The organism is Serratia myotis (assembly GCF_027474885.1).
Lineage (GTDB): Bacteria > Pseudomonadota > Gammaproteobacteria > Enterobacterales > Enterobacteriaceae > Serratia > Serratia proteamaculans.
Genome location: NZ_CP099707.1, coordinates 5,229,347 through 5,250,796 on the forward strand (window position 1 = coordinate 5,229,347; position 21,450 = coordinate 5,250,796).

The 21,450-nt window shown below is 53.2% G+C and carries 20 protein-coding genes; 12 read left to right on the forward strand and 8 right to left on the reverse strand.

Features of this window, described 5'->3' with window-relative positions; translation table 11 throughout:
* Window positions 1-61: 61 nt before the first annotated feature.
* Window positions 62-484: an Lrp/AsnC family transcriptional regulator gene (locus NHG65_RS24610; protein ID WP_219017166.1), complete on the forward strand. Its 423-nt coding sequence runs from the start codon at window positions 62-64 to the stop codon at window positions 482-484.
* Between the two features lie 90 nt (window positions 485-574).
* Here the strand turns inward: NHG65_RS24610 and NHG65_RS24615 are convergent, their stop codons facing one another.
* The 4 genes from NHG65_RS24615 to NHG65_RS24630 all read right to left on the reverse strand — a co-directional run bounded on the left by NHG65_RS24615 (window position 575) and on the right by NHG65_RS24630 (window position 3,311).
* Complete coding sequence (locus tag NHG65_RS24615; protein WP_207979771.1) at window positions 575-784, reverse strand: hypothetical protein; 210 nt, start codon at window positions 782-784, stop codon at window positions 575-577.
* A 51-nt stretch (window positions 785-835) separates the two neighbouring features.
* Window positions 836-1,045 (reverse strand): hypothetical protein, encoded by a 210-nt coding sequence (locus NHG65_RS24620; protein WP_207979773.1) that lies wholly within the window; start codon window positions 1,043-1,045, stop codon window positions 836-838.
* 560 nt (window positions 1,046-1,605) lie between these two features.
* Window positions 1,606-2,367 (reverse strand): SDR family NAD(P)-dependent oxidoreductase, encoded by a 762-nt coding sequence (locus NHG65_RS24625; RefSeq protein WP_099063450.1) that lies wholly within the window; start codon window positions 2,365-2,367, stop codon window positions 1,606-1,608.
* Between the two features lie 158 nt (window positions 2,368-2,525).
* Window positions 2,526-3,311, reverse strand: coding sequence for a hypothetical protein (locus tag NHG65_RS24630; protein ID WP_099063449.1), 786 nt, complete (start codon window positions 3,309-3,311; stop codon window positions 2,526-2,528).
* 112 nt (window positions 3,312-3,423) lie between these two features.
* Here NHG65_RS24630 and NHG65_RS24635 point away from each other — a divergent pair, with 112 nt between their 5' ends.
* Window positions 3,424-4,344, forward strand: a complete 921-nt coding sequence (locus NHG65_RS24635) for a LysR family transcriptional regulator (RefSeq protein WP_207979777.1) — start codon at window positions 3,424-3,426, stop codon at window positions 4,342-4,344.
* 48 nt (window positions 4,345-4,392) lie between these two features.
* Here the strand turns inward: NHG65_RS24635 and NHG65_RS24640 are convergent, their stop codons facing one another.
* Both NHG65_RS24640 and NHG65_RS24645 read right to left on the reverse strand, forming a co-directional pair.
* Window positions 4,393-6,315: an FAD-dependent oxidoreductase gene (locus tag NHG65_RS24640; protein ID WP_499182772.1), complete on the reverse strand. Its 1,923-nt coding sequence runs from the start codon at window positions 6,313-6,315 to the stop codon at window positions 4,393-4,395.
* Window positions 6,316-6,556: 241 nt separating this feature from the next.
* Entirely contained in the window at window positions 6,557-7,003 is a 447-nt protein-coding gene (locus NHG65_RS24645) for a nuclear transport factor 2 family protein (RefSeq protein WP_207979781.1), read from the reverse strand.
* A gap of 365 nt (window positions 7,004-7,368) precedes the next feature.
* Here NHG65_RS24645 and NHG65_RS24650 point away from each other — a divergent pair, with 365 nt between their 5' ends.
* Entirely contained in the window at window positions 7,369-8,232 is an 864-nt protein-coding gene (locus tag NHG65_RS24650) for a helix-turn-helix domain-containing protein (protein WP_207979782.1), read from the forward strand.
* Window positions 8,233-8,292: 60 nt separating this feature from the next.
* Here NHG65_RS24650 and NHG65_RS24655 read toward each other — a convergent pair whose 3' ends face one another.
* The gene (locus tag NHG65_RS24655) at window positions 8,293-9,492 is read right to left on the reverse strand and encodes a BaiN/RdsA family NAD(P)/FAD-dependent oxidoreductase (protein WP_207979783.1); all 1,200 of its coding nucleotides are present in this window, start codon (window positions 9,490-9,492) and stop codon (window positions 8,293-8,295) included.
* Window positions 9,493-9,793: 301 nt separating this feature from the next.
* On the opposite strand from NHG65_RS24655, the gene pitA reads away from it, so the two are divergent.
* Window positions 9,794-11,296 carry an inorganic phosphate transporter PitA gene (gene pitA / locus NHG65_RS24660; RefSeq protein WP_099063443.1) on the forward strand — a complete coding sequence of 501 codons (1,503 nt, stop codon included), beginning with the start codon at window positions 9,794-9,796 and terminating at the stop codon, window positions 11,294-11,296.
* 74 nt (window positions 11,297-11,370) lie between these two features.
* Here the strand turns inward: pitA and uspB are convergent, their stop codons facing one another.
* Window positions 11,371-11,706: a universal stress protein UspB gene (gene uspB / locus NHG65_RS24665; protein ID WP_085119915.1), complete on the reverse strand. Its 336-nt coding sequence runs from the start codon at window positions 11,704-11,706 to the stop codon at window positions 11,371-11,373.
* Window positions 11,707-12,315: 609 nt separating this feature from the next.
* Here uspB and uspA point away from each other — a divergent pair.
* From uspA to NHG65_RS24705, 8 genes are all read left to right on the forward strand, one after another.
* Window positions 12,316-12,762, forward strand: a complete 447-nt coding sequence (gene uspA, locus NHG65_RS24670) for a universal stress protein UspA (RefSeq protein WP_044554836.1) — start codon at window positions 12,316-12,318, stop codon at window positions 12,760-12,762.
* A gap of 195 nt (window positions 12,763-12,957) precedes the next feature.
* The gene (gdhA, locus tag NHG65_RS24675) at window positions 12,958-14,301 is read left to right on the forward strand and encodes an NADP-specific glutamate dehydrogenase (protein ID WP_099063442.1); all 1,344 of its coding nucleotides are present in this window, start codon (window positions 12,958-12,960) and stop codon (window positions 14,299-14,301) included.
* Window positions 14,302-14,639: 338 nt separating this feature from the next.
* A complete protein-coding gene (locus NHG65_RS24680) occupies window positions 14,640-15,626 on the forward strand; it encodes an autoinducer 2 ABC transporter substrate-binding protein (RefSeq protein WP_085119918.1) in 987 nt (328 codons plus the stop codon).
* Between the two features lie 99 nt (window positions 15,627-15,725).
* Window positions 15,726-17,225 (forward strand): sugar ABC transporter ATP-binding protein, encoded by a 1,500-nt coding sequence (locus NHG65_RS24685; protein WP_499182773.1) that lies wholly within the window; start codon window positions 15,726-15,728, stop codon window positions 17,223-17,225.
* Entirely contained in the window at window positions 17,218-18,207 is a 990-nt protein-coding gene (locus tag NHG65_RS24690; protein ID WP_099063440.1) for an ABC transporter permease, read from the forward strand. Before NHG65_RS24685 ends, NHG65_RS24690 begins: the two co-directional genes overlap by 8 nt.
* A 1-nt stretch (window position 18,208) precedes the next feature.
* A complete protein-coding gene (locus tag NHG65_RS24695) occupies window positions 18,209-19,162 on the forward strand; it encodes an ABC transporter permease (protein WP_099063439.1) in 954 nt (317 codons plus the stop codon).
* Between the two features lie 13 nt (window positions 19,163-19,175).
* On the forward strand, window positions 19,176-20,813 hold the full coding sequence (locus NHG65_RS24700) for an FGGY-family carbohydrate kinase (RefSeq protein ID WP_499182774.1): 1,638 nt from the start codon (window positions 19,176-19,178) through the stop codon (window positions 20,811-20,813).
* The gene (locus tag NHG65_RS24705) at window positions 20,813-21,412 is read left to right on the forward strand and encodes a KpsF/GutQ family sugar-phosphate isomerase (protein ID WP_099063437.1); all 600 of its coding nucleotides are present in this window, start codon (window positions 20,813-20,815) and stop codon (window positions 21,410-21,412) included. The genes NHG65_RS24700 and NHG65_RS24705 overlap by 1 nt, the downstream gene beginning before the upstream one ends.
* Window positions 21,413-21,450 lie beyond the last annotated feature (38 nt).

The following is a 21,450-nucleotide window of genomic DNA, read 5'->3' on the forward strand; positions in this document are numbered from 1 at the left end:
AAAATGACTAAATTGCTCTATATTTTTACAAATCGATACTTAACAGTGACACTTTGACAGCATGAATGATACCGATCGCCAGATCCTCGCGCTGCTGCGCGAAAACGCGCGTACCTCCGTCACCGAGATCGCCGGCAAGGTGCGAGTCTCGCGCGCAACGGTACAAAAAAGAATTGAGGCGCTGGAAGCACAGGGGATCATCACCGGCTACACCATCCGTATAAAACCGGGCGTGGAACATAACCGCATCCGTGCCTGGATGTCTGTGGCGGTAGAAGGCACCAAGGCGCAAAGCGTGTTGCAACAGCTGCGCGGTGAGCCTTCGGTCTTCACCCTGCACACCACCAACGGCAAATGGGACATTCTGGTGGAGATCCGTACCGACAGCCTGGAGAACTTCGATAAAATTTTGGGCCGCATCCGGCGCATCGCCGGTATTTCCAATACCGAGACCAGCATCCTGCTGTCGACGCACAAGGCTTAGCGGCTCACGGGAGGTTTGACTACCCCAAATTTTAAACAGGCAATACCGCAGATGAAGGTAGGGCTAAAACGAAGCGGTAAGTGATGGCTGTTATTTAAACTCTTTATCATTACACCAATAGTATAAAGCGAAGATACTCATCCACAGGGTATAAAAACCTACAAAAGAAAGAGCTGCGACGATAACGTCAATCAACTGCCCACAAGGCTGAACAATCTGCAATGATGACTTATTGATAAACCATAGATTAAAAAAACTGGCAGCCGCAGCTAGCGGCCTACAGGATTTTCTGCTTTCCATGCCACTCTCCTTTTACGAGTTAAATTAAAAAGAAACGGTAATTGATAGCGGTTACTTAAACTCTTCCCCCTTATGCCAAAAGTACAAAGCAAATACATTCATCGACAAGGTATAAAACCCGATAAAAGAAAGCACCGCGACAATGATATCAAAGACATCCCCACAAAACTGGGCAATCTGCAATGATGATTGATTGACAATCCACATATTAAAGGAACAAGCAGCTGCAGCTGACGGCATCCAGGATTTTCGACTTGCCATGTTAACCTTCTTTGCGAATTTATTTATTAAATGTTCGAGTAAATATTACCCGAACATTACTTACAATTACCAATGGCACTGGCCATTTACGCTGTTTGGATTGGCATCTCCCCCAAAAGCGCCCCGCCCCCTATCACCATTATCGGTACGGCCCCCGCCATTATTTCCTCGGCCAACGGCTATCTGATCTAATAAATTGCAATCAATAGTTTTCATTAACGGTTCATTTTATTAGTATCGTTTAATTGACCTACACCTTTTAACTCTATTTATTGTTAACCTGTAAAAATCTCAAAAGCAAGCCGATACCAATAAAATAAAAACGCGTAGTTCACATATTTTCAACGCTACATATAAATACATATAATAATTTAATCATTAAACAATGATTCATTAATGCAGCGATGGGAATAAGGGGGGGTGTTTTTTTAGCTTTATCACGTGCAAATACTTTTCACTTACCGATTCATTTAAATCTTATAACTGATATATAACGCATGCGGCCACTGCCGGGGAAGGCAGTGGCCGCATGCGTTTAATGCTAGTGAAAATTCACATACTTAAATTACATGGTTACCCGCGGTGATACCGCCGTCAACAAGCAGGGTTTGCCCGGTCACAAACCGGCTACCTTCGCCGGCCAGCATATCGGCCCAGGCGACAATGTCGGATATTTTACCCAGTTTGCGTAATGGGTGCAGGTTCGCCAACGCGCGGAAGGCCTCTTTATCCATCAGTTCATCGTACAGCGGGGTTTCGATCACGCCCGGTGCAATGGTGTTAACCCGGATATTGTCTTTGGCAAACTCGATCGCCAGATGGCGGGTCAGCGTGTGCATACCCCCTTTGGCCACCTGTGAGGCGGAGCTTGGCGTCGCTTCAAGCGGGTGCTCTACCCACATTGAACCGATATTAATGATAGAACCGCCGCCTTGCTTGATCATGGTAGGGATCACCGCCTGTGACGCAAAGTAAGGTCCTTTTACACCACTGGCGTAATAACGATCCAAATTCTCTTCGGTCTCATCAAGGAAAGGCTTGGGAACAAAGATACCCGCATTATTGATCAGCACATCTATGGTACCGAATTTTTCCATCGCCACCCGGGCCATATTATCACTGGTGGTTTTCAGACTAATATCTCCGGGCGCCAATGCAATGCGATCTTTATCGGCAGGGTGTTCAGCCAGAAACTTTTCTAGTTTCGACGCGGTCCGACCGTTAATCACAACATTGGCGCCCTTAGCCAGAAAGTGCTCTGCCATCGCTTTCCCCAGGCCTGAGGATGCACCGGTGATCAATACTGTTTTTTTAGCAAACATACTATTTCCTTACTTATCAAATATCATCAGGACTACTCTGCTGGGGATAACTACCTGACCGCTGAAGCAGTAATACTGAAAAATTACAGACCGCTGACCAACCAGCGGCCCTGATTAACGCTGGGCCTTGCGAGAAGCTCGCAAAGCAGCAGTCTCGGTTACACGCGCTGTGGTGCAACCTGAGGTTGGGCAAAAGGAGGCGACATAGGGTAAGCCGAAGGCTCGCCATGTAAGTGCCGCGACAGTGGTAACCACATCGTCAGGATCGGCGTAGTGCGATCAAATACTTTTTGCACATTAAGCTCTAATGGCAACAGGGGTTCCGCTGATGGAAGTAACGCCAGACGATCTATTGAGCGTGTCGCAACGTTACTCGGCTGGTCGCCATCAACCTTGCTGGCAACGCTCAGGATGGCGATTTGTTTCTCATCCGGCTGGTACATCAACCACACCGCCGCCAGCCCCTGCTTTTCGGCCTGCTTGCGCAGGGTCGGCCAGATGCGGGTCAGCAACTGCTCTGGATTATCGCCATTGAATGTCCAGCGCTCGAAGCGGTTCACATGGTGAGTGGTCGCTAATGGGGTAAAGTCATGGGCACCAATCACCTTCCAGATATGACGATCTACCGGGCCAAAAATATCGCGGTCCCAGAATTTAACCCCCGGTTCAAACTCCAGCTCTTCACTGGTAAAACGGGCGTAATCGCTCACATTTTCCCAGGTATCAAACAAATATCGGCCACCATTAATTTGCGCGCCCGTGGCGGCATGGAAACCCAGCGGCGAATATTTACGGTTCATGCCAGGACGAATATCCATGCTGCGTCGTTCTATTTCCATTTGATCAACCAGCACCTGATTCGGAATATCGCCAACTAATTCAAAATCGGAAGTCATTGCTGCTTTGGCAAGGATCTCGCCAGTTTCATAACCTAAAATAGTCATTCGTTATCTCCTTAAAATATCCAGTACTGCTTGAGAGAAAGCTACTGTACTTCCCCCCTGCGGAATGATAAATAAGGTAAAGAACACAGGGCTTATTACATGGAGTAACAGATTGCAGCGAAAATTCGACGATCTTCAATTGGGCACGCTCGAGCTATTTTGCCTGGTCGCTGAGGTGGGCAGTTTTTCAGCGGCGGCCGTGTCGTCAGGCATTACGCCAGCGGCGGTCAGCCGTTCGATCGCCCGGCTGGAAGATCGCCTGGGTGTCCGGCTGTTTGTCCGTTCCACTCGCCATATTCACCTGACCGATGCAGGCAAAGGCTTTGCTGAACAATGCCGGGAGGCGATAGCATTAATCGACAATGCAGAACGGCAGATACAAGGCCAGCAGTTGGAGCCCGCAGGGTTACTACGCGTCAGTATCCCCACGCCTTACGCTCACTTTCGGCTGTTGCCGGTCCTGGCGGCCTTTAGCCAACGCTACCCTAAAATTCAGTTGGCGCTGAACCTTAACAACTACAACGTTGACCTTACGGATGGCGGATACGATCTGGCGATCCGCGGTTATCACCCCGCTGACTCAAACCTGATTGCCCGTAAGCTGGAAGATGCCGAGTTGGTGGTGGTTGCCTCTGCCGATTATCTGGCGCGGGCCGGTGAACCCAAGCAACCGGAAGATCTGGCCCAACATAACTGCATTCAGTTTGAGCTGCCCAGCACCGGCAAAAGCGCCCCCTGGACGCTTAAGCACAATAATAAATTGATCGATGTTGCCACTCGCGGCAATGCCAGCTGCAATGGGGATTTTTTGGGCGGGCTGACGCTGGCAAAACATGGCATGGGGGTATTTCAGACTTACCGTTTTACCGTAGAAGAGCTGCTGGCAAGCGGCCAACTGGTGGAGATCCTGACGGAATATGGCGGAGCCACGCGGCCCTTTATTATGGTCTACCCGCACCAGCGGCATAAGTCGCTGGCGCTGCGCAGCCTGATGGATTTTTTAGTGGCGACGCTGCAACCGGCTTCAGCCTAATCATGCTCCACCGGTTTGCTTAATGCCCGTCAACAACGGGAGCCGCCTTTATGCTCCATAGCCGGCAAGATAACCTTCGTGCATGGCCGCTAGGCCATTGCGCACCTGCTTAGCATCGCCAATGACATGGGTTAAAATCCCCGCCTCATTCAGCGGGGTTTCCAGTTTGTTGACCGAACGGGAGCCTGCTGCCACCACTACGGTATCAACATCATCCAGCCTGATCTGTTTACCGTTTTTCTCAATGGCGACATAATCATCGCCAATACCGACCACTTTTGCCGATTTGATCACATCCATACGGTAATGGCGAATAGCCTCTTTAAGGCCTATTTTAGTTTCTCGCTCCAGGCCCGGAAGGATCTCATTGCGCATTTCCACAATGGTAATAGAACTGCCGCAAAAGGCCATGTACTCGGCAGTTTCTACCCCCACGGAGCCACCGCCGATCACCACGACATTCTCACCAAACGGCGCATCCTGCGTTAATATCTTATTTGCCTGCACGACAATTTGACTCTCAATCCCGCTCACAGGCGGCAAAAAGGGTTGGCTTCCGGTGGCAATAATCACCTTATCCGGGGCTAACGCCACAATCTCTTCCACCTCAGGGGCTGAATTCAGCTTTATGGTTATATTCAGGCGTTTCATTTCGCTGATTTGCCATTTAACCAGCGACACCAACTCGCCTTTAGATAAAGGTAAACTGGCGATTAACCAGGTTCCCCCCAGTCGGTCTGATTTTTCATACAGGGTAACGTCGTGCCCTTTTCGCGCGGCCATAATAGCGGCTTCACAACCGGCAATGCCGCCGCCGATAATTACGATGTTCTTCTTATCGACGGCTTTAGTCAGATCCAGCTGATATTCACGATTGATTTCTGGATTGACCATACAACGACAGATTTCCCCACGGACATTGTTACCAATGCAGCCCTGATTACAGCCAATGCAGTGGCGGATTTCATCCCAGCGCCCTGCCAACACCTTATTGGGCAGGTCGGGATCCGCAAGAGAGGCACGTGCCATACCGACAAAATCGCTCTTCCCTGATAACAGGGTAGTTTCAGCCAGGTCGGCATCATTAATCCGCCCCGTGGTGATCACCGGGATACTGACTATTTTTTTAATTTCCTCGGCAATATCGACGAAAGGTGCGTTCCCCACCTGGAAAGGTTCAACAATATTGTTTGAGACGGTGACAATGCCCTGAGAGCAATTGATGGCATCGATACCCAGTTCTTCCATCCTTTTGACGATCACCCGGGTTTCTGCGATTGATAGCCCACCGGGGACAAACTCCTTGGTGGATAACCTGACCAATACCGGAAAATCGTCCCCGACCTTAGTCCTGACATCCTTAACAATCTCTTCCAGAAACCGCATGCGATCTCTCAAACTACCACCATACTCATCAGTTCGATGATTGGTGTATTTAGACAAAAAGTTTGAAATAAGGAAGCCATGCGCGGCATAAATTTCTACTGCGTCAAAATTGGCCTTTTTAAGGTTTCTGGCCGTATCACCAAATTGAGAAACGATTTTTTTAATTTCCGGAATGGTCATCTCTCTCGGTTTAAACTCACCGTAAACGTCTTTCAGCGCTGAGGAGCTGACGGCATTTTCTCTTGGATGCCCATGATAAATTTCTCTGCCTGCATGGGATATTTGCGCCGCAATCTTTGCACCGGCTTGATGTACACGCCGTGTCAATTCCGTATGGTTTTTTATCAGATCGTCGTTCCAAATCCCCAGTGCCCGGGGGAAATAACCGACGTGTGGCGCTATGGCATAATACTCCGTGATGATCATCGCCCATCCACCCTGGGCTTTACGCGCTAAATAGGCCATAAGTTGCTCAGTGGCATAACCTTCATCGGTGGCCGTCAGGGTTGAAATAGAGGTTACAATCATCCGGTTTGCTAACCTGAGATTGCCAATCTTGCCAGGTGTAAATAATTTGATAAACATAATATGTCTTCTTAATTTAATTATTCCTGGCGCCATTTAACCCTAAATAGTTAGTTTTATTTTTGATTATGCGTGCCTGTTTTCCAATATGTTATTTTTGGTTTATTTTGTTAACGGCCGGAGGGAATGTTGGGATTTGAAAGAAAAAACCCATGGGGTTCTTTATGATTATTGCTATTTATTATGAATGTTGCGCGTCATGTAGAAAATAACGCGCAACAAATGTAAATCCGGGAAAATATCAGGCTGATTTTACAGTTATCGCGCCAAACACCATCATCGCGTAAAATCCGTCCCAGTACTCTTCAAAATACGTTATTTTTCCATGATGGACTTCTACAAATGCGTGAATATCCTGATGGTAGGGTTTATTATCGGGAACCGTAATTGCATCCCCGGTGTATTCGAACAGAAACTTTTTAGATCCACTCAGTGAGTAACACCCCCAATCACTCAAGGGATTAATTTTGTAATCACGTAATGCAGACTGCAAGCCCTTGGCATATTTTAAAATCGCTGCCCTACCTTCAATTCTTTTAGGGAACCCGTAGGCTTCACCTGGCGCGTAAGGAAACTCAATAACAGCATCCTCAGCAAACAAATCGATGATCTTTTCCGGATTATTGGCAAAGTTATCCAACATCTTTTTCATCAGTTCCGCGGCATGTTTTAAATCGTCATGGTGCATAATTTGTTTCCTCTATTTGATAGCTAAGTTCATCTAAATCCTCTTGAACCAGGGGATACCCCTTAGCTGCAAGAAAACTCCGACAAATACGACCACCTATACGTCAGTTAAATTATAGGTTAACAAAATGTTGTAAACATACCGAAGAACAAATGTAAAATTACATCATGTAATATATACATCCTGAAATAGTTAACCCCAATAGCAAGAAATTAAAATTAACACTATTTTTATTGCGAAATATCATATCAGAAGGGAATATTTATTAACGCAGCCAATGGAGTAGGCATAATCGCAATATCAGGCGGTTGCTACGCACAGGTAATCATAATAAATAGCACAGGATTTACTTGAGAAGGTTAAGGATGAAATCTGACGGGCTGGTTTATACCAACGAAAAAGAATTACAGCGCTCTTCACGTTGCTGGGACTATGGCCGGGTCGATCTCGTACGAGTCAGCGGCCCTCATGAAGCTCGTCTGATTCGTCCAGCCCATACGTTGATCGTCTATGACGGCTATCACTCGGTCGATGGCAGCACAACCATCAGCGGTGATGTTTGGTTCGACCAAAAACGCACGTCGGCAACGCGGGTTATAGGTCAGGTCGCCGATATCATTCCAGCGGGATGCGATTTTGACGCCATGAGCTATGCCGAAGGCACATTAAGCTATACCGCAATCTCGATTTCACCACAGTTGATTGAGTTAATTCCTGGCGGAAAAGCAGGCCTGATCATTGAACCTGGGGCAAACCTGCGCAACCCGGTGCTTAAACAGTTATGCCTTGGTCTGCAGCAAAGTGACAGCGAGCTGCACGCCGCTTCACTGATGATCGCTATGTTGGCTGAAGCTGCACGTTATCAGCACGCGGCAATACCGGACCGGCAACACCGTGAAATTCTTTCCCGGCCGGTGCGCGAACTGCTGGCCAGTTATATAGAAGACAACCTGGGCGATAATATTACCTTGCAGGATTTGGCAAAGATTGCCGACCTGAGCATTTTTCATTTTTCTCGTGCTTTTCGGCAACACTTTGGCCTGCCGCCGTACCAATATGTCTTATCACGGCGCCTGGAGCGGGCCCGTCAGCAAGTCACCCAAACGGCACTCACACTGACCGCCATTGCCCTGCAGTGCGGTTTTAGTTCACCCGGGCAATTCAGTACCCAATTTCGCCGTTACTTTGGCCAGACGCCTTCCGCTATGCGGAATAATCTTGGGAGGTAAGTACCACCAGGCCTCCCATCGGCTGGCACCAGCGCAATCTACATTGCCATTCGCCGGACTTTATTGCCCCTGCACAGCCAAAGCCTGAGCACAGGCCCAGGCCGAGCTCCAGGCCCACTGGAAGTTATAGCCCCCCAGCCACCCTGTCACATCCACCACTTCGCCGATAAAGTACAGGCCCGGCACCTTGGCGGCCTCCATCGTCTTGGAGGACAGTGCTTTGGTATCCACACCACCAAGCGTCACTTCTGCAGTACGGTAGCCTTCGGTGCCGTTCGGCTGCACGCGCCAATTCTGCAAAGTATCTACCAGCGCAGCCTGCTGCGTCGGGTTCAACTGCTTCAGCGTGACTTCCGGTAATTGCCCTAACGTCTGCAAACACTCCACCAGACGCTTCGGCAGGTGCAGCGCAAGGGTGTTTTTCAGGCTTTGATTCGGGTGGGCCTGGCGTTGCTCGTTAAGGAAGTCCGCCAGATCAAGCGCAGGAAGTAAGTTAACGCTTACAAACTCACCGGGTTGCCAGTAGCTGGAAAGTTGTAATACCGCCGGACCAGACAGGCCACGGTGGGTGAAAAGCAGGCTTTCGCGGAAGCTGACGCCATTTTCGGCAGTGATCACCGCAGGCACAGAGACACCAGACAGGGTCTGCAGATGTTCCAGCAACGGTTTATGCAGCGTAAAAGGCACCAGCGCGGCACGCGTCGGCAGTACTTTCAGGCCAAACTGCTCCGCCAGCTTGTAGCCGAACGGCGTAGCCCCCAGTCCCGGCATCGACAGACCGCCGCTGGCCACCACAAGTGAGCGAGCACTCACTTTCTCGCCATTCAGTGCCAGTTCGAAGCCTTCGGCGGTTTTTTCGACGCCCAGCACTTCGCTACGCAGGCGCGTTGTCACCTGACCCAGCTCACACTCTTTGACCAGCAGTTCGACCACCTGCTGCGCCGAGTCGTCGCAGAAAAGTTGCCCCAGCGTTTTCTCGTGGTAGGCAATGCCGTGGCGGTTGATCAGATCGATAAAATCCCACTGGGTGTAACGCGCCAGTGCCGATTTACAAAAATGCGGGTTATTCGACAGGTAAGCGGCCGGTTCGGTGTACATATTGGTAAAGTTACAGCGTCCGCCGCCGGACATCAGGATTTTGCGGCCCGGTTTTTTGCCGTTGTCGAGCAGCAGCACCCGGCAACCGAGTTGCCCTGCCTGCGCCGCGCAAAACATGCCCGCTGCGCCCGCACCTATTACCACGACATCAAACTGTTCCACCTGCGCCTCTCTGAATAAAAATCACAATCGCGACAAAAGGCCGCCATATTAAGCCGAATCGCTACCGGTAACCGGCAACTTTACGGCGGCAGATTGTAAAGCCATGACACCGACAACACCATAGTAAGAAAATATTACAACGGGCAAGACAGCATAACGCACTGATATTTCATATCTTTGTCATACCACTGCCATCATTTCGTCATATCTAAATCAAAAAAACGTCATATTTTCCTTTTCCCCGGCCCCGGTTGTCACGGATAATGCGCGGCGTTCATGTCCACAAACTGGCGTAACGCTTATGCTGCATTTGTTCGCTGGCCTGGATTTCCATACCGGCCTGATGTTAATTCTCGCATTGTTGTTCGTGTTGTTTTATGAAGCCATTAACGGTTTTCATGATACGGCCAATGCGGTTGCTACAGTAATCTATACCCGTGCCATGCGCTCGCAACTTGCGGTCGTGATGGCTGGTTTGTTCAACTTTCTTGGCGTAATGCTCGGTGGTTTGAGTGTTGCTTACGCCATTGTTCACCTGTTGCCAACAGATCTGTTGTTGAACGTCAGTTCAGCACACGGATTAGCCATGGTATTTTCCATGCTGCTGGCGGCTATTATCTGGAATCTCGGCACCTGGTATTTCGGTCTGCCGGCCTCCAGTTCCCATACGCTGATTGGCGCAATTATTGGTGTGGGTTTAACCAACGCACTGATGACCCACACTTCGGTGGTGGATGCGCTTAACGTCCCGAAAATGATTGGTATTTTCCTGTCATTGCTCATCTCGCCGCTGGTTGGCATGATGGTCGCCGGGTTGATGGTGTTTGCCTTGCGCCGCTATTGGAGTGGCACCAAGAAACGCCAGCGTATCCACATGACGCCTGCTGAACGTGAAAAGGTCGACGGCAAACGCAAGCCGCCGTTCTGGACCCGTATCGCACTGATCCTGTCGGCTATCGGCGTCAGCTTCTCGCACGGCGCCAACGACGGCCAGAAAGGTATCGGCCTGATTATGCTGGTGCTGATCGGCGTGGCTCCGGCCGGCTTCGTGCTTAATATGAATGCAACCGGTTATGACATCACCCGTACGCGTGATGCCGTTGCCCACCTGCAGCAATATTACCAGCAACACAGTGACGCCCTGTCGCATGTGGTCGCTCTGACTCCGTTGGTGCCAAGCCCGGATGAGGACGTCTCGCCGGATAAACCCGTCGAGTTCCATTGTGACAGTGCCCGCGCCATGCCGGCGATTCAGCTTGCCTCAGGTTTGCTGAACAACCTGCAAAGTTACGATCAACTGACGGTAGATCAACGCAGCCACCTGCGTCGCCTGCTGATGTGCGTAACGGATACCGCGGATAAGGTCGCCAAGCTGCCGGAAACCTCTAGCCAGGACCAACGCTTCCTGAAAAACCTGCGTCAGGATCTGCTGCAAACCGTTGAGTATGCACCGATCTGGATTATCGTCGCGGTAGCTCTGGCGTTGTCACTCGGTACTATGGTGGGTTGGCAGCGCGTTGCGACTACCATTGGCGAGAAGATCGGTAAGAAGGGCATGACCTACGCTCAGGGCGTGTCGGCTCAGATGACCGCAGCCTTGTCGATTGGCGTGGCCAGCTATACCGGTATGCCGGTTTCCACCACCCACGTCCTCTCTTCGGCAGTCGCCGGGACGATGATTGTGGACGGCGGCGGCGTGCAGAGTAAAACCGTGAAGAACATCCTGTTGGCCTGGTTATTGACCCTGCCAATCTCGATTCTGCTTTCCGGTTCGCTGTACTGGTTGGCGCTTAAAGTGATTTAAGCAGCTCGCTCCATGTGAAAGGCGGCCCTGGTGGCCGCCTTTTCTTTGTCTGTCGTCGGAAAAACCGGCCGGATTTAATACCAAATCATCAACGCCAGCAGGCTGATCACCACCAGTCCACACAGCGCGGAGGTCAGCATAAACTGCCCACGCACCCGCTCACAGCGGCGAATAAACTCCGGATCGTGATGTTCTGTATAGCGCTGCGAGAAGATATAGCGCACCAGCCGTATCTGTTTACTCGGCTGACCGTGGGCGGTAAAGAAGCCACCGCCGTCGACATACTGATACAGCAGCGGGTCGCAGCCGCGCAAAACCACTAGCAGCGCGCGCAGAGAAGAGTAATACCGCACCATGTTTAACACACACACCACACACAGAGCCCAAAACAGCGCGACGGTACTGATCATGATTGCCTCCTCAAGGCGTTGTTATCCACGGCGCTCCGCCGGGTCCAACTGCCCTACCTCTATACCATTACTGCGGGAGCCTACCGCTCCGATCCCCTTGGCACCGCACAGGCCGCGCAAAACCCACTGCCTCTGGAGGTAACCCATCGTTATGCAGATGCACATCGCGCAGGTTTGGCTCAGAGGAGTAATGATAAGGCCCATATTCATTATTGTAGGTTATTGAAACGCAACTGGCCTGAGCAGTAGATAAAATTTACCGTAACCCGCCAATTTGTCATCTATCGATTGGTTATAACTGATTCCCGCCCTGACTGATGGCTGATGGCCTTTTCCCCTGCCCAATGGGCTATTTGGGACTATACTCTGTTTAAGAATGCTTATATTTCAATCGGTCAACCTGCCAATAGCACCACGGGCGATAGGATTTTTTGCCGGGCGGGTGTAAAACTGACAGAGTAGCGATAAAGAGATTTTTTGATGCGGTGCAGTGTGATCGCCCCAACATATCATTATGTTATCTGAATGATAAAATGAAACCTAAAGCGCCAGGCTGGTACGCTGATGCCTGCTAACTTTTAATCGGCATTATATGGAAGGAGTATTCTCATGGCTTACAAACACATTCTGATCGCGGTAGACCTATCCCCGGAAAGCAAAATTCTGGTAGAAAAAGCCGTATCTATGGCGCGTCCGTACAACGCCAAAGTTTCCCTGATCCACGTAGATGTTAACTATTCCGACCTGTATACCGGCCTGATCGACGTTAATCTCGGCGATATGCAAAAACGTATCTCGGAAGAAACGCATCACGCCTTGACCGAACTGTCACAAAACGCCGGCTATCCGATTACCGAAACCCTGAGCGGCAGCGGTGATTTGGCGCAGGTGCTGGTCGATGCTATCAAGAAATACGATATGGACCTGGTCCTGTGCGGCCACCACCAGGATTTCTGGAGCAAGCTGATGTCCTCCGCACGCCAGTTGATCAACACCGTGCACATCGACATGCTGATCGTGCCGCTGCGTGACGAAGAAGAAAAAGCTGAAGATTAAGTAAGCGCCCACTAACATCAGTCCCCAACGCCCGCAGCCGCGGGCGTTTTTCGTTCTTTCGCCATCATTAATCGCTTGATAATCAACCGCCCTCCAGTGATATAGTCGCTAAAGACACAACATCATTCCCCACGCTTTACCCATACCAATATCTATAAAAATAGTGGGGGAAAATTAATGCAAAAGGAGTTATCCATGGAACATGCCTTATCGGTAGAGTCATTCTTGTCCTCACTACAACAGCATAATCCTCATCAGCCAGAATTTTTACAGGCGGTCAGAGAAGTCTTCACCTCGCTGTGGCCGTTTATCGAGCGCAACCCGCGTTATCGTGAATACGCCCTGCTGGAGCGCTTGGTTGAGCCGGAACGCACCATTCAGTTCCGGGTCAGTTGGGTGGACGATCGCGGCCAGGTACAGGTTAACCGCGCCTGGCGCGTGCAGTTCAACTCCGCCATTGGGCCCTATAAAGGTGGCATGCGTTTTCACCCGTCGGTCAATTTATCGATCCTGAAATTCCTCGGTTTTGAACAGACCTTCAAAAATGCACTGACCACATTGCCAATGGGCGGCGGGAAAGGCGGTTCGGACTTTGATCCGAAAGGCAAAAGCCAGGCGGAGATCATGCGTTTCTGCCAGTCGCTGATGACCGAGTTGTACCGCCATCTGGGGCCAGACACCGACGTGCCCGCCGGAGATATCGGCGTTGGCGGTCGTGAGGTCGGCTTTATGAGCGGCATGATGAAGAAGCTGTCCAACAACACCGCCTGCGTGTTTACCGGCAAGGGGTTGTCATTCGGTGGCAGTTTGATCCGCCCGGAAGCCACCGGCTATGGCCTGGTGTACTTCACCGACGCCATGCTGCAGCGTCACGGATTAGGCTTTGAAGGCATGCGGGTGGCGGTATCCGGGTCAGGCAATGTGGCGCAGTACACCATTGAGAAGGCGCTGGAGCTGGATGCGCGCGTCATCACCGTGTCTGACTCCGGCGGCACCCTGGTCGACGAAGCCGGTTTCACCACCGAGAAACTGGCCCATTTGGTGGAGATCAAGAATCAGCGCTATGGCCGGGTGGAAGATTACGCCCGCGAGCGCGGCCTGACCTATCTGGCCGGTCAGCAGCCATGGAGCATCCCGGTGGATATCGCCCTGCCGTGCGCCACCCAAAACGAGCTGGATCTGGAAGCCGCCCAAATGCTGATCCGTAACGGGGTAAAAGCCGTGGCCGAGGGTGCCAATATGCCGACCACCATTCAGGCGACAGACGCATTCCTGGACGCCGGCGTGTTGTTTGCCCCTGGCAAAGCCGCCAACGCCGGTGGGGTAGCAACCTCCGGCCTGGAGATGGCGCAGAATGCCGCGCGTATCGGCTGGCGAGCGGAGAAAGTGGATGTACGTTTACAACATATCATGGCGGATATTCATCACGCCTGCGTGGAATACGGCGGTGAGGGCAAGCAAACTCACTACGTACACGGCGCCAATATTGCCGGATTCGTCAAGGTTGCCGACGCCATGCTGGCGCAGGGCGTGCTGTAATCACCCAATAAGGTGATATTGTTCACACATTGCTTTAATGTTTCAATGCCGGCGCTCAGACCGGCATTTTTTCCGCCAAAAAGCGATGTTCCTTCGCTCCAATCATTGCAAATATGTAAAATAACATGAGTTATATTGTTAATTAACTGAGGATTTTAGGTGGTAAAATTACCACCCCTAAATTATTAAACATTTAATTAACATAAAAACCGCTATAATTTCACCTCAATGTGCACAGCTCACAGTTTTCAAATTCGGGTTACGCCCCCTCTTCCTTTCCTTTGTAATCTGCTCAGGTGGAAAAACAACCACCCCTACAGATAAAAAAGGTACAGCGAATGAAATTTAACCTCGCATTATTAAATGCATGTGTGGTTTCTGCGTGCATGTTATCAACAACACCTGCCTTAGCTGCTGAAAAGTACGAGATCGCCGTGGTTGCCAAAGTGACCGGCATTCCCTGGTTCAACCGTATGGAAGTCGGCGTCAACGAAGCGGCGAAAAAGCTCGACGTTAATGCCTACCAGACCGGGCCTTCTACCCCAGACCCGGCAGCACAGGTCAAAGTGATTGAAGACCTGATCGCCAAGAACGTTAACGCCATCATCGTGGTGCCTAACGACGCCAAGGTACTTGAACCGGTGCTGAAGAAGGCCCGCGAGAAAGGCATCGTGGTACTGACCCATGAATCCCCGGACCAGCAGATTGGCCAGTGGGACATTGAAACCATCGACAGCGAGAAGTATGCGCAGGCCAACGTCGATGAGCTGGCAAAAGACATGGGCGGCAAAGGTGGCTATGCCATTTACGTCGGCTCGCTGACCGTGCCGCTGCACAACGCCTGGGCGGATTCCGCCATCAAGTACCAGAAAGCCAAATACCCGGATATGTTCGAAGTGACTTCGCGCCTGCCGGTGGCGGAAAGTATCGATAAATCCTACGCCACTACGCTGGATTTGATGAAAACCTATCCGCAGATGAAAGGCATTATCGGTTTCGGCTCCCTCGGCCCGATCGGTGCCGGTCAGGCAGTCGCCAAGAAGCGCGCCAAGGACAAAATTGCCGTGGTGGGTATCGCCATGCCGGCACAGGCTGCACCTTACCTGATGCGCGGCGACATCAAGAAAGCGCTGCTGTGGGACCCGAAAGATGCCGGCTACGCGCTGGTGACCGTCGCCGACCAACTGTTACAAGGCAAGGAAGTGACCAAAGACTTGTCGATCGAAGGTTTGGGTAAAGCCGACGTCGATATGGATAAGAAAGTGATTCGGTTTAATAAAATTCTTGAAGTTACCAAAGATAATGCCAAATCACTGGGCTTTTAACCTTAAGTAATATTTCGCCACACCGGGAAAATCATTAAATAACGTCGGCGCGCAGCCCACCGCGCCCGACGATAATAAAAACCTGCACAGGTTAACGCTATGACCACATCCACCGCATTTATCAGCCTGGAAAATATCAGTAAACAATTTCCAGGCGTGCTGGCACTGGACCAGATCAACCTGACTCTAAATAAAGGCGAAGTGCACTGCCTGGCCGGACAAAATGGCTGTGGTAAAAGCACCATAATTAAAATTATTTCCGGCGTTTACCAGCCGGAAAAAGGCGCCAATATTTCACTGGAAGGCAAACTGTTTCATTCCCTGACGCCGCAGCTATCCGGTTATTACGGCATTCAGGTGATTTATCAGGATCTGTCTTTATTCCCCAATCTGACGGTGGCGGAAAATATCGCCATTCACCGCTACCTGCCCGGCGGCCATTTCTGGGTACGCAAGCGGGTAATGCGTCAGACGGCACTGGACGCCATGGCGCGCGTCGGCGTGCATATCGATCCCGACAAGAAAGTCGAAAAGCTGTCGATTGCCGATCGGCAACTGGTGGCGATTTGCCGCGCCATTGCCGCCGAAGCGCGGCTGGTGATCATGGATGAACCTACCGCCTCGCTGACGCGTCAGGAGGTCAACGGCCTGCTGCGGGTGGTCAACGAACTGAAAGCGGCGGGCATCTGCGTGGTGTTTGTCAGCCACCGACTGGATGAAGTGATGGAAGTCGCCGACCGCATCAGCGTGATGCGCGACGGCAAGCTGGTCGGTACTTACCCGGCAAGTGAGCTGGACAGTCATGAACTGGCGTTCCTGATGACGGGCCAACGCTTTCACTACAGCCAGTTACCCCCACGGGCAGAAGCCGACGGTGCGCCGCGACTCGAAGTGCGCAATCTCAGCCGACGTGGCAAATATCAGGACATCAATCTTTCCCTGCACGGCGGCGAGATCGTTTCGATCGTCGGGTTGCTTGGCGCAGGGCGCACCGAGCTGTGCCTCAGCCTGTTCGGCATGACCCGGCCAGACAGCGGTGAGATCAGGATCGACGGCCAACCGGTACGGCTACACAACAACCGCGAAGCGGTGCGCCAGGGCATCGGCTATGTGTCGGAAGATCGTCTGACGCAGGGATTGATCATGGAGCAGTCGATCTACGACAACACCATCGTCACGGTGTTTGATCAACTGCATACCCCGCTCGGGCTGCTGGATCATGCCAAAGCCGCCGGGTTGGTTAACCGCCTGATCCGCGATCTGAACATCAAGGTGTCCGACAGCGCGCTGCCGGTCAAAACCCTGTCAGGCGGCAACGCCCAGCGTATCGCTATTGCCAAGTGGATTGCGACGCAGCCGAAGATCCTGATCCTCGACTCGCCGACCGTTGGGGTAGATATCGCCAACAAAGAGGGGATCTACCAGATCGCCAAAGATCTTGCGGCACTCGGCATGGCGGTGTTGATGATCTGCGACGAGATCCCGGAAGCCTATTACAACAGCCATCGGGTGATGGTGATGCGCAAAGGTGAGTTGATCGCCGAGTTTTCGCCGCACCACAGTACCGAACAACAGATCGCCGAGGTGGTGAATGGATAAGTCATTACTGGCCCGCCTGGCCGGGCGGCACGAGTTTTACCTTGGCCTGCTGGTGTTGCTGCTGGCCATCGGCCTGAGCGTCAGCACCAGCGAATTTCTGACGCTGGGCAACCTGACCGACGTGGCCACCAGCTACGCCATTCTCGGCATTCTCGCCTGCGGCCTGTTCGTGGTGCTGATTGCCGGTGGTATCGACATTTCGTTCCCGGCGATCACCGCTATCGCCCAGTACGTGATGGCCAGTTGGGTGATCCAGCACGGCGGCGGTTTCCCGCTGGCGTTCGTTCTGGCAATGGGCGTCGGTCTGCTGCTCGGGTTGGTGAACGGTTTTCTGGTCTACTGGCTGAAAGTGCCGGCGATCATCATCACCATCGCCACGCTGAACCTGTTCTACGGCCTGCTGGTGTACGCCACCAACGGCACCTGGCTGTATGGGTTCCCCGACTGGTTTATGGACGGCATCAGTTGGTTCTCATTCCAGGGCACTGATGGCTATGACTACGGCCTGACGCTGCCGCTGCTGTGCCTGCTGGCAGTGATTATCGTCACCGGCGTGCTGATGAACTTCACGCGCCTCGGCCGCCAGATTTTTGCCATGGGCGGTAACCGCGATGCGGCATCGCGCCTGGGGCTGAACCTGCTGCGGCTGCACTTCTACGTTTACGGTTACATGGGCATTCTGGCTGGCATTGCCGCGGTGGTACAGGCGCAGATCACTCAGTCGGTGGCCCCCAATTCGCTGCTCGGCTTCGAACTGACGGTACTGGCGGCGGTGGTACTGGGCGGCACCAGCATGACCGGTGGCCGCGGCTCGCTGACCGGCACGCTGTTGGGTGTGGTGTTGCTGGCCTTCCTGCAGAACGGTCTGACGCTGCTTAGCGTATCGGCCTATTGGCACCAGGTGTTCAGCGGCGCGATCATTTTGATCAGCATCAGCAGCACCGCCTGGAATGAAAAACGCAAGCTGGCCAAGGAGCTATGACATGATCCCATTAACCCGCCTGATCCCAAACGATCGGATCATCCGCCTGCAAAGCGCGATCATTATCATCGTGGCGCTGCTGTTCGCCGGGCTGCTTGGATCGCGTTTCTTCAGCCTCGGTAATTTCCAGTCGATCGCCTCGCAATTGCCGATCCTCGGCATGTTGGCGCTGGGCATGGGTATTACCATGCTGACCGGCGGTATCAATCTGTCGATTATCGCCGGTGCCAACGCCTGTTCACTGGTGATGGCGGCCGTTATCGTCAGCCACCCGGATCAACCGCTGTTTCTGGTGCTGGCGCTGCTGGCCGGGTTACTGGTCGCCGTCGCCATTGGCGCGCTTAACGGCGTGCTGGTCGCCTGGGTCGGCGTTTCGCCGATCCTTGCCACACTCGGCACCATGACGCTGATCACCGGCCTGAACATTCTGCTGTCCAACGGCGCGGTGATCTCCGGTTTCCCGGCGGCCATTCAGTATCTCGGCAACGGCAGCCTGCTCGGCATTCCGGTGGCACTGCTGCTGTTCCTGCTGGTCTCGGTGGGCCTGTGGCTGCTGCTGGAGCACACCACGCTGGGACGTAGCCTGTATCTGGTCGGCTCCAACGAGCAGGCCACCCGTTTCAGCGGGGTGAATACCGCCCGGGTGCAAATCGCGGTGTATATCCTGTCGGCCCTGCTCGGCTGGGGTGCGGCACTGCTGATGATGGCCAAATTCAACTCGGCCAAGGCCGGCTACGGCGAATCCTATCTGCTGGTGACCATTCTGGCCTCGGTGCTGGGGGGGATTAACCCGGATGGCGGATTTGGCCGGGTGCTCGGGCTGGTGCTGGCACTGATTGTGCTGCAAATGCTGGAGAGCGGTCTCAACCTGCTGGGCGTCAGCAGCTATCTGACCATGGCCCTGTGGGGTGCGGTGCTGATCTTGTTTATCGCATTACAGAATCGAAAAGCCTGACTGGAGAAAAATAATGGCGAGCTATTTTATTGGCGTAGATGTAGGCACCGGGAGTGCGCGCGCAGGGGTATTCGATCTCAACGGCCACATGGTCGGACAGGCCAGCCGAACCATCGATCTGTACCGCCCGAAGGCCGACTTTGTTGAACAGTCCTCGGACAATATCTGGCAGGCGGTGTGCAACGCGGTGCGTGATGCGGTCAATCAGGCCGACATCAACCCGATCCAGGTCAAAGGGCTGGGCTTTGACGCCACCTGCTCCCTGGTGGTGCTGGACAAAGAGGGTAAGCCGTTGACCGTCAGCCCGTCCGGCCGTACCGAGCAGAACATTATCGTGTGGATGGATCACCGGGCGATCACCCAGGCCGAGCGCATAAATGCCACCAAACACCGGGTACTGGATTTCGTCGGCGGCATCATCTCGCCGGAAATGCAGACCCCCAAAATGCTGTGGCTGAAGCAGCATATGCCGACCACCTGGGCCAATGCCGGTTACCTGTTTGACCTGCCGGACTTTCTGACCTGGCGCGCCACTCAGGACGCCACCCGTTCGTTGTGTTCGACGGTGTGCAAATGGACTTATCTCGGCCATGAACAGCGCTGGGACAAGAGCTATTTCAAACAGATTGGGCTGGAAGAGGTGCTGGAACACGATGCCGCCAAGATCGGCAGCGACGTCAAAATGATGGGTGAACCGCTCGGTCACGGCCTCACCCAGCGCGCCGCCAGTGAGATGGGATTGATTGCCGGTACCGCGGTCAGCGTGTCGATCATTGATGCCCACGCCGGTACCCTCGGCACGCTGGGTGCCACCGGGGTTTCCGGTGAAGTGGCGGACTTTAATCGCCGCGTCGCGCTGATCGGCGGCACCTCCACCGGACATATGGCGATGTCGCGCACTGCACGCTTTATCCCCGGCGTGTGGGGGCCGTATTACTCGGCCATTCTGCCGGAATACTGGCTGAACGAAGGCGGCCAGTCCGCCACCGGTGCACTGATTGACCACATGATCCAATCGCACCCTTGTTATCAGGAGTTGCTGGCGCAGGCAAAAACGCAGGGCCTGACCATCTATGAAGTGCTGAACGCCCTGCTGCGTCGTATGGCGGGTGAGCCGGAGGACATCGCCTACCTGACCAAAGACATTCATATGCTGCCGTATTTCCACGGCAACCGCTCGCCGCGCGCCAACCCGACGCTGACCGGCACCCTGACCGGGCTGAAGCTGTCACGCACCCCGGAGGACATGGCGCTGCACTATCTGGCGACTATCCAGGCCATCGCGCTCGGCACCCGCCATATTATCGAAACCATGAACCAAAGCGGTTACAACATCGATACCATCATGGCCAGCGGCGGCGGCACCAAGAACCCGATTTTCGTGCAGGAACATGCCAACGCCACCGGCTGTGCCATGCTGCTGCCGGAAGAGAGCGAGGCAATGCTGTTGGGCGGCGCGATGATGGGCACCGTGGCGGCCGGAGTGTTCGAAACCCTGCCGGAAGCGATGAGCGCCATGAGCCGCATCGGCAAAACCGTGACGCCGCAAACCAACAAGATTAAGCGCTATTACGATCGTAAATATCGTGTGTTCCATGAGCTGTATAACGACCACATGAAATACCGCCAACTGATGCAGGAGGAAGCCTGATGCAGCAGGAATGGCAGCGAGCCACACAGGCCTGGGCGGTCTACAGCCGGGAGTTGGCCCAGTTGGGTCAACGCATCGACGCGCAGACCTGGCAGCGGCTGCTAACCCGGTTGGCGGAGTGTCGGGGCAAGATTGTGGTCACCGGCGTCGGTACCTCCGGCATCGCAGCCCGCAAGATTGCCCATATGCTGGCCTGCGTGGAGCGGCCGGCCATCTACCTGAACGCCACCGATGCGGCGCACGGCGATCTGGGCTTCCTGCGCGGCGATGACCTGATGATTCTGATTTCGCGCGGCGGCAATTCCGACGAGTTGACCCGGCTGCTGCCGACGCTACAGGCCAAGGGCGTGCCCTTGATTGGCGTGACGGAAAATCCGGATTCGGCAATCGCCCAGGCGGCAGAGTTGGTGATCCGCACCGGGGTAGAAAATGAGATAGATCCGCTGAATATGCTGGCAACCACCTCTATCGTGCTGGTATTGGCGATTTTCGACGCGGCCTGTGCCTGTTTGATGGAACGCAGTGGCTACAACAAAGAAACGCTGCTGGCGGTACACCCGGGCGGGGATGTCGGCAAACGGTTACTGCAGGGGCATTAAGGTAACAGGGCTCAGCATGCTGAGCCCCTACACACATG

Bases quoted from the DNA above. Each gene is read 5' to 3' on its own strand.
- NHG65_RS24610 (WP_219017166.1), top strand. From the start codon at position 62: ATGAATGATACCGATCGCCAGATCCTCGCGCTGCTGCGCGAAAACGCG.
- NHG65_RS24615 (WP_207979771.1), bottom strand. From the start codon at position 784: ATGGAAAGCAGAAAATCCTGTAGGCCGCTAGCTGCGGCTGCCAGTTTT.
- NHG65_RS24620 (WP_207979773.1), bottom strand. From the start codon at position 1,045: ATGGCAAGTCGAAAATCCTGGATGCCGTCAGCTGCAGCTGCTTGTTCC.
- NHG65_RS24625 (WP_099063450.1), bottom strand. From the start codon at position 2,367: ATGTTTGCTAAAAAAACAGTATTGATCACCGGTGCATCCTCAGGCCTG.
- NHG65_RS24630 (WP_099063449.1), bottom strand. From the start codon at position 3,311: ATGACTATTTTAGGTTATGAAACTGGCGAGATCCTTGCCAAAGCAGCA.
- NHG65_RS24640 (WP_499182772.1), bottom strand. From the start codon at position 6,315: ATGTTTATCAAATTATTTACACCTGGCAAGATTGGCAATCTCAGGTTA.
- NHG65_RS24645 (WP_207979781.1), bottom strand. From the start codon at position 7,003: ATGCACCATGACGATTTAAAACATGCCGCGGAACTGATGAAAAAGATG.
- NHG65_RS24650 (WP_207979782.1), top strand. From the start codon at position 7,369: ATGAAATCTGACGGGCTGGTTTATACCAACGAAAAAGAATTACAGCGC.
- pitA (WP_099063443.1), top strand. From the start codon at position 9,794: ATGCTGCATTTGTTCGCTGGCCTGGATTTCCATACCGGCCTGATGTTA.
- uspB (WP_085119915.1), bottom strand. From the start codon at position 11,706: ATGATCAGTACCGTCGCGCTGTTTTGGGCTCTGTGTGTGGTGTGTGTG.
- uspA (WP_044554836.1), top strand. From the start codon at position 12,316: ATGGCTTACAAACACATTCTGATCGCGGTAGACCTATCCCCGGAAAGC.
- gdhA (WP_099063442.1), top strand. From the start codon at position 12,958: ATGGAACATGCCTTATCGGTAGAGTCATTCTTGTCCTCACTACAACAG.
- NHG65_RS24680 (WP_085119918.1), top strand. From the start codon at position 14,640: ATGAAATTTAACCTCGCATTATTAAATGCATGTGTGGTTTCTGCGTGC.
- NHG65_RS24685 (WP_499182773.1), top strand. From the start codon at position 15,726: ATGACCACATCCACCGCATTTATCAGCCTGGAAAATATCAGTAAACAA.
- NHG65_RS24690 (WP_099063440.1), top strand. From the start codon at position 17,218: ATGGATAAGTCATTACTGGCCCGCCTGGCCGGGCGGCACGAGTTTTAC.
- NHG65_RS24695 (WP_099063439.1), top strand. From the start codon at position 18,209: ATGATCCCATTAACCCGCCTGATCCCAAACGATCGGATCATCCGCCTG.
- NHG65_RS24700 (WP_499182774.1), top strand. From the start codon at position 19,176: ATGGCGAGCTATTTTATTGGCGTAGATGTAGGCACCGGGAGTGCGCGC.
- NHG65_RS24705 (WP_099063437.1), top strand. From the start codon at position 20,813: ATGCAGCAGGAATGGCAGCGAGCCACACAGGCCTGGGCGGTCTACAGC.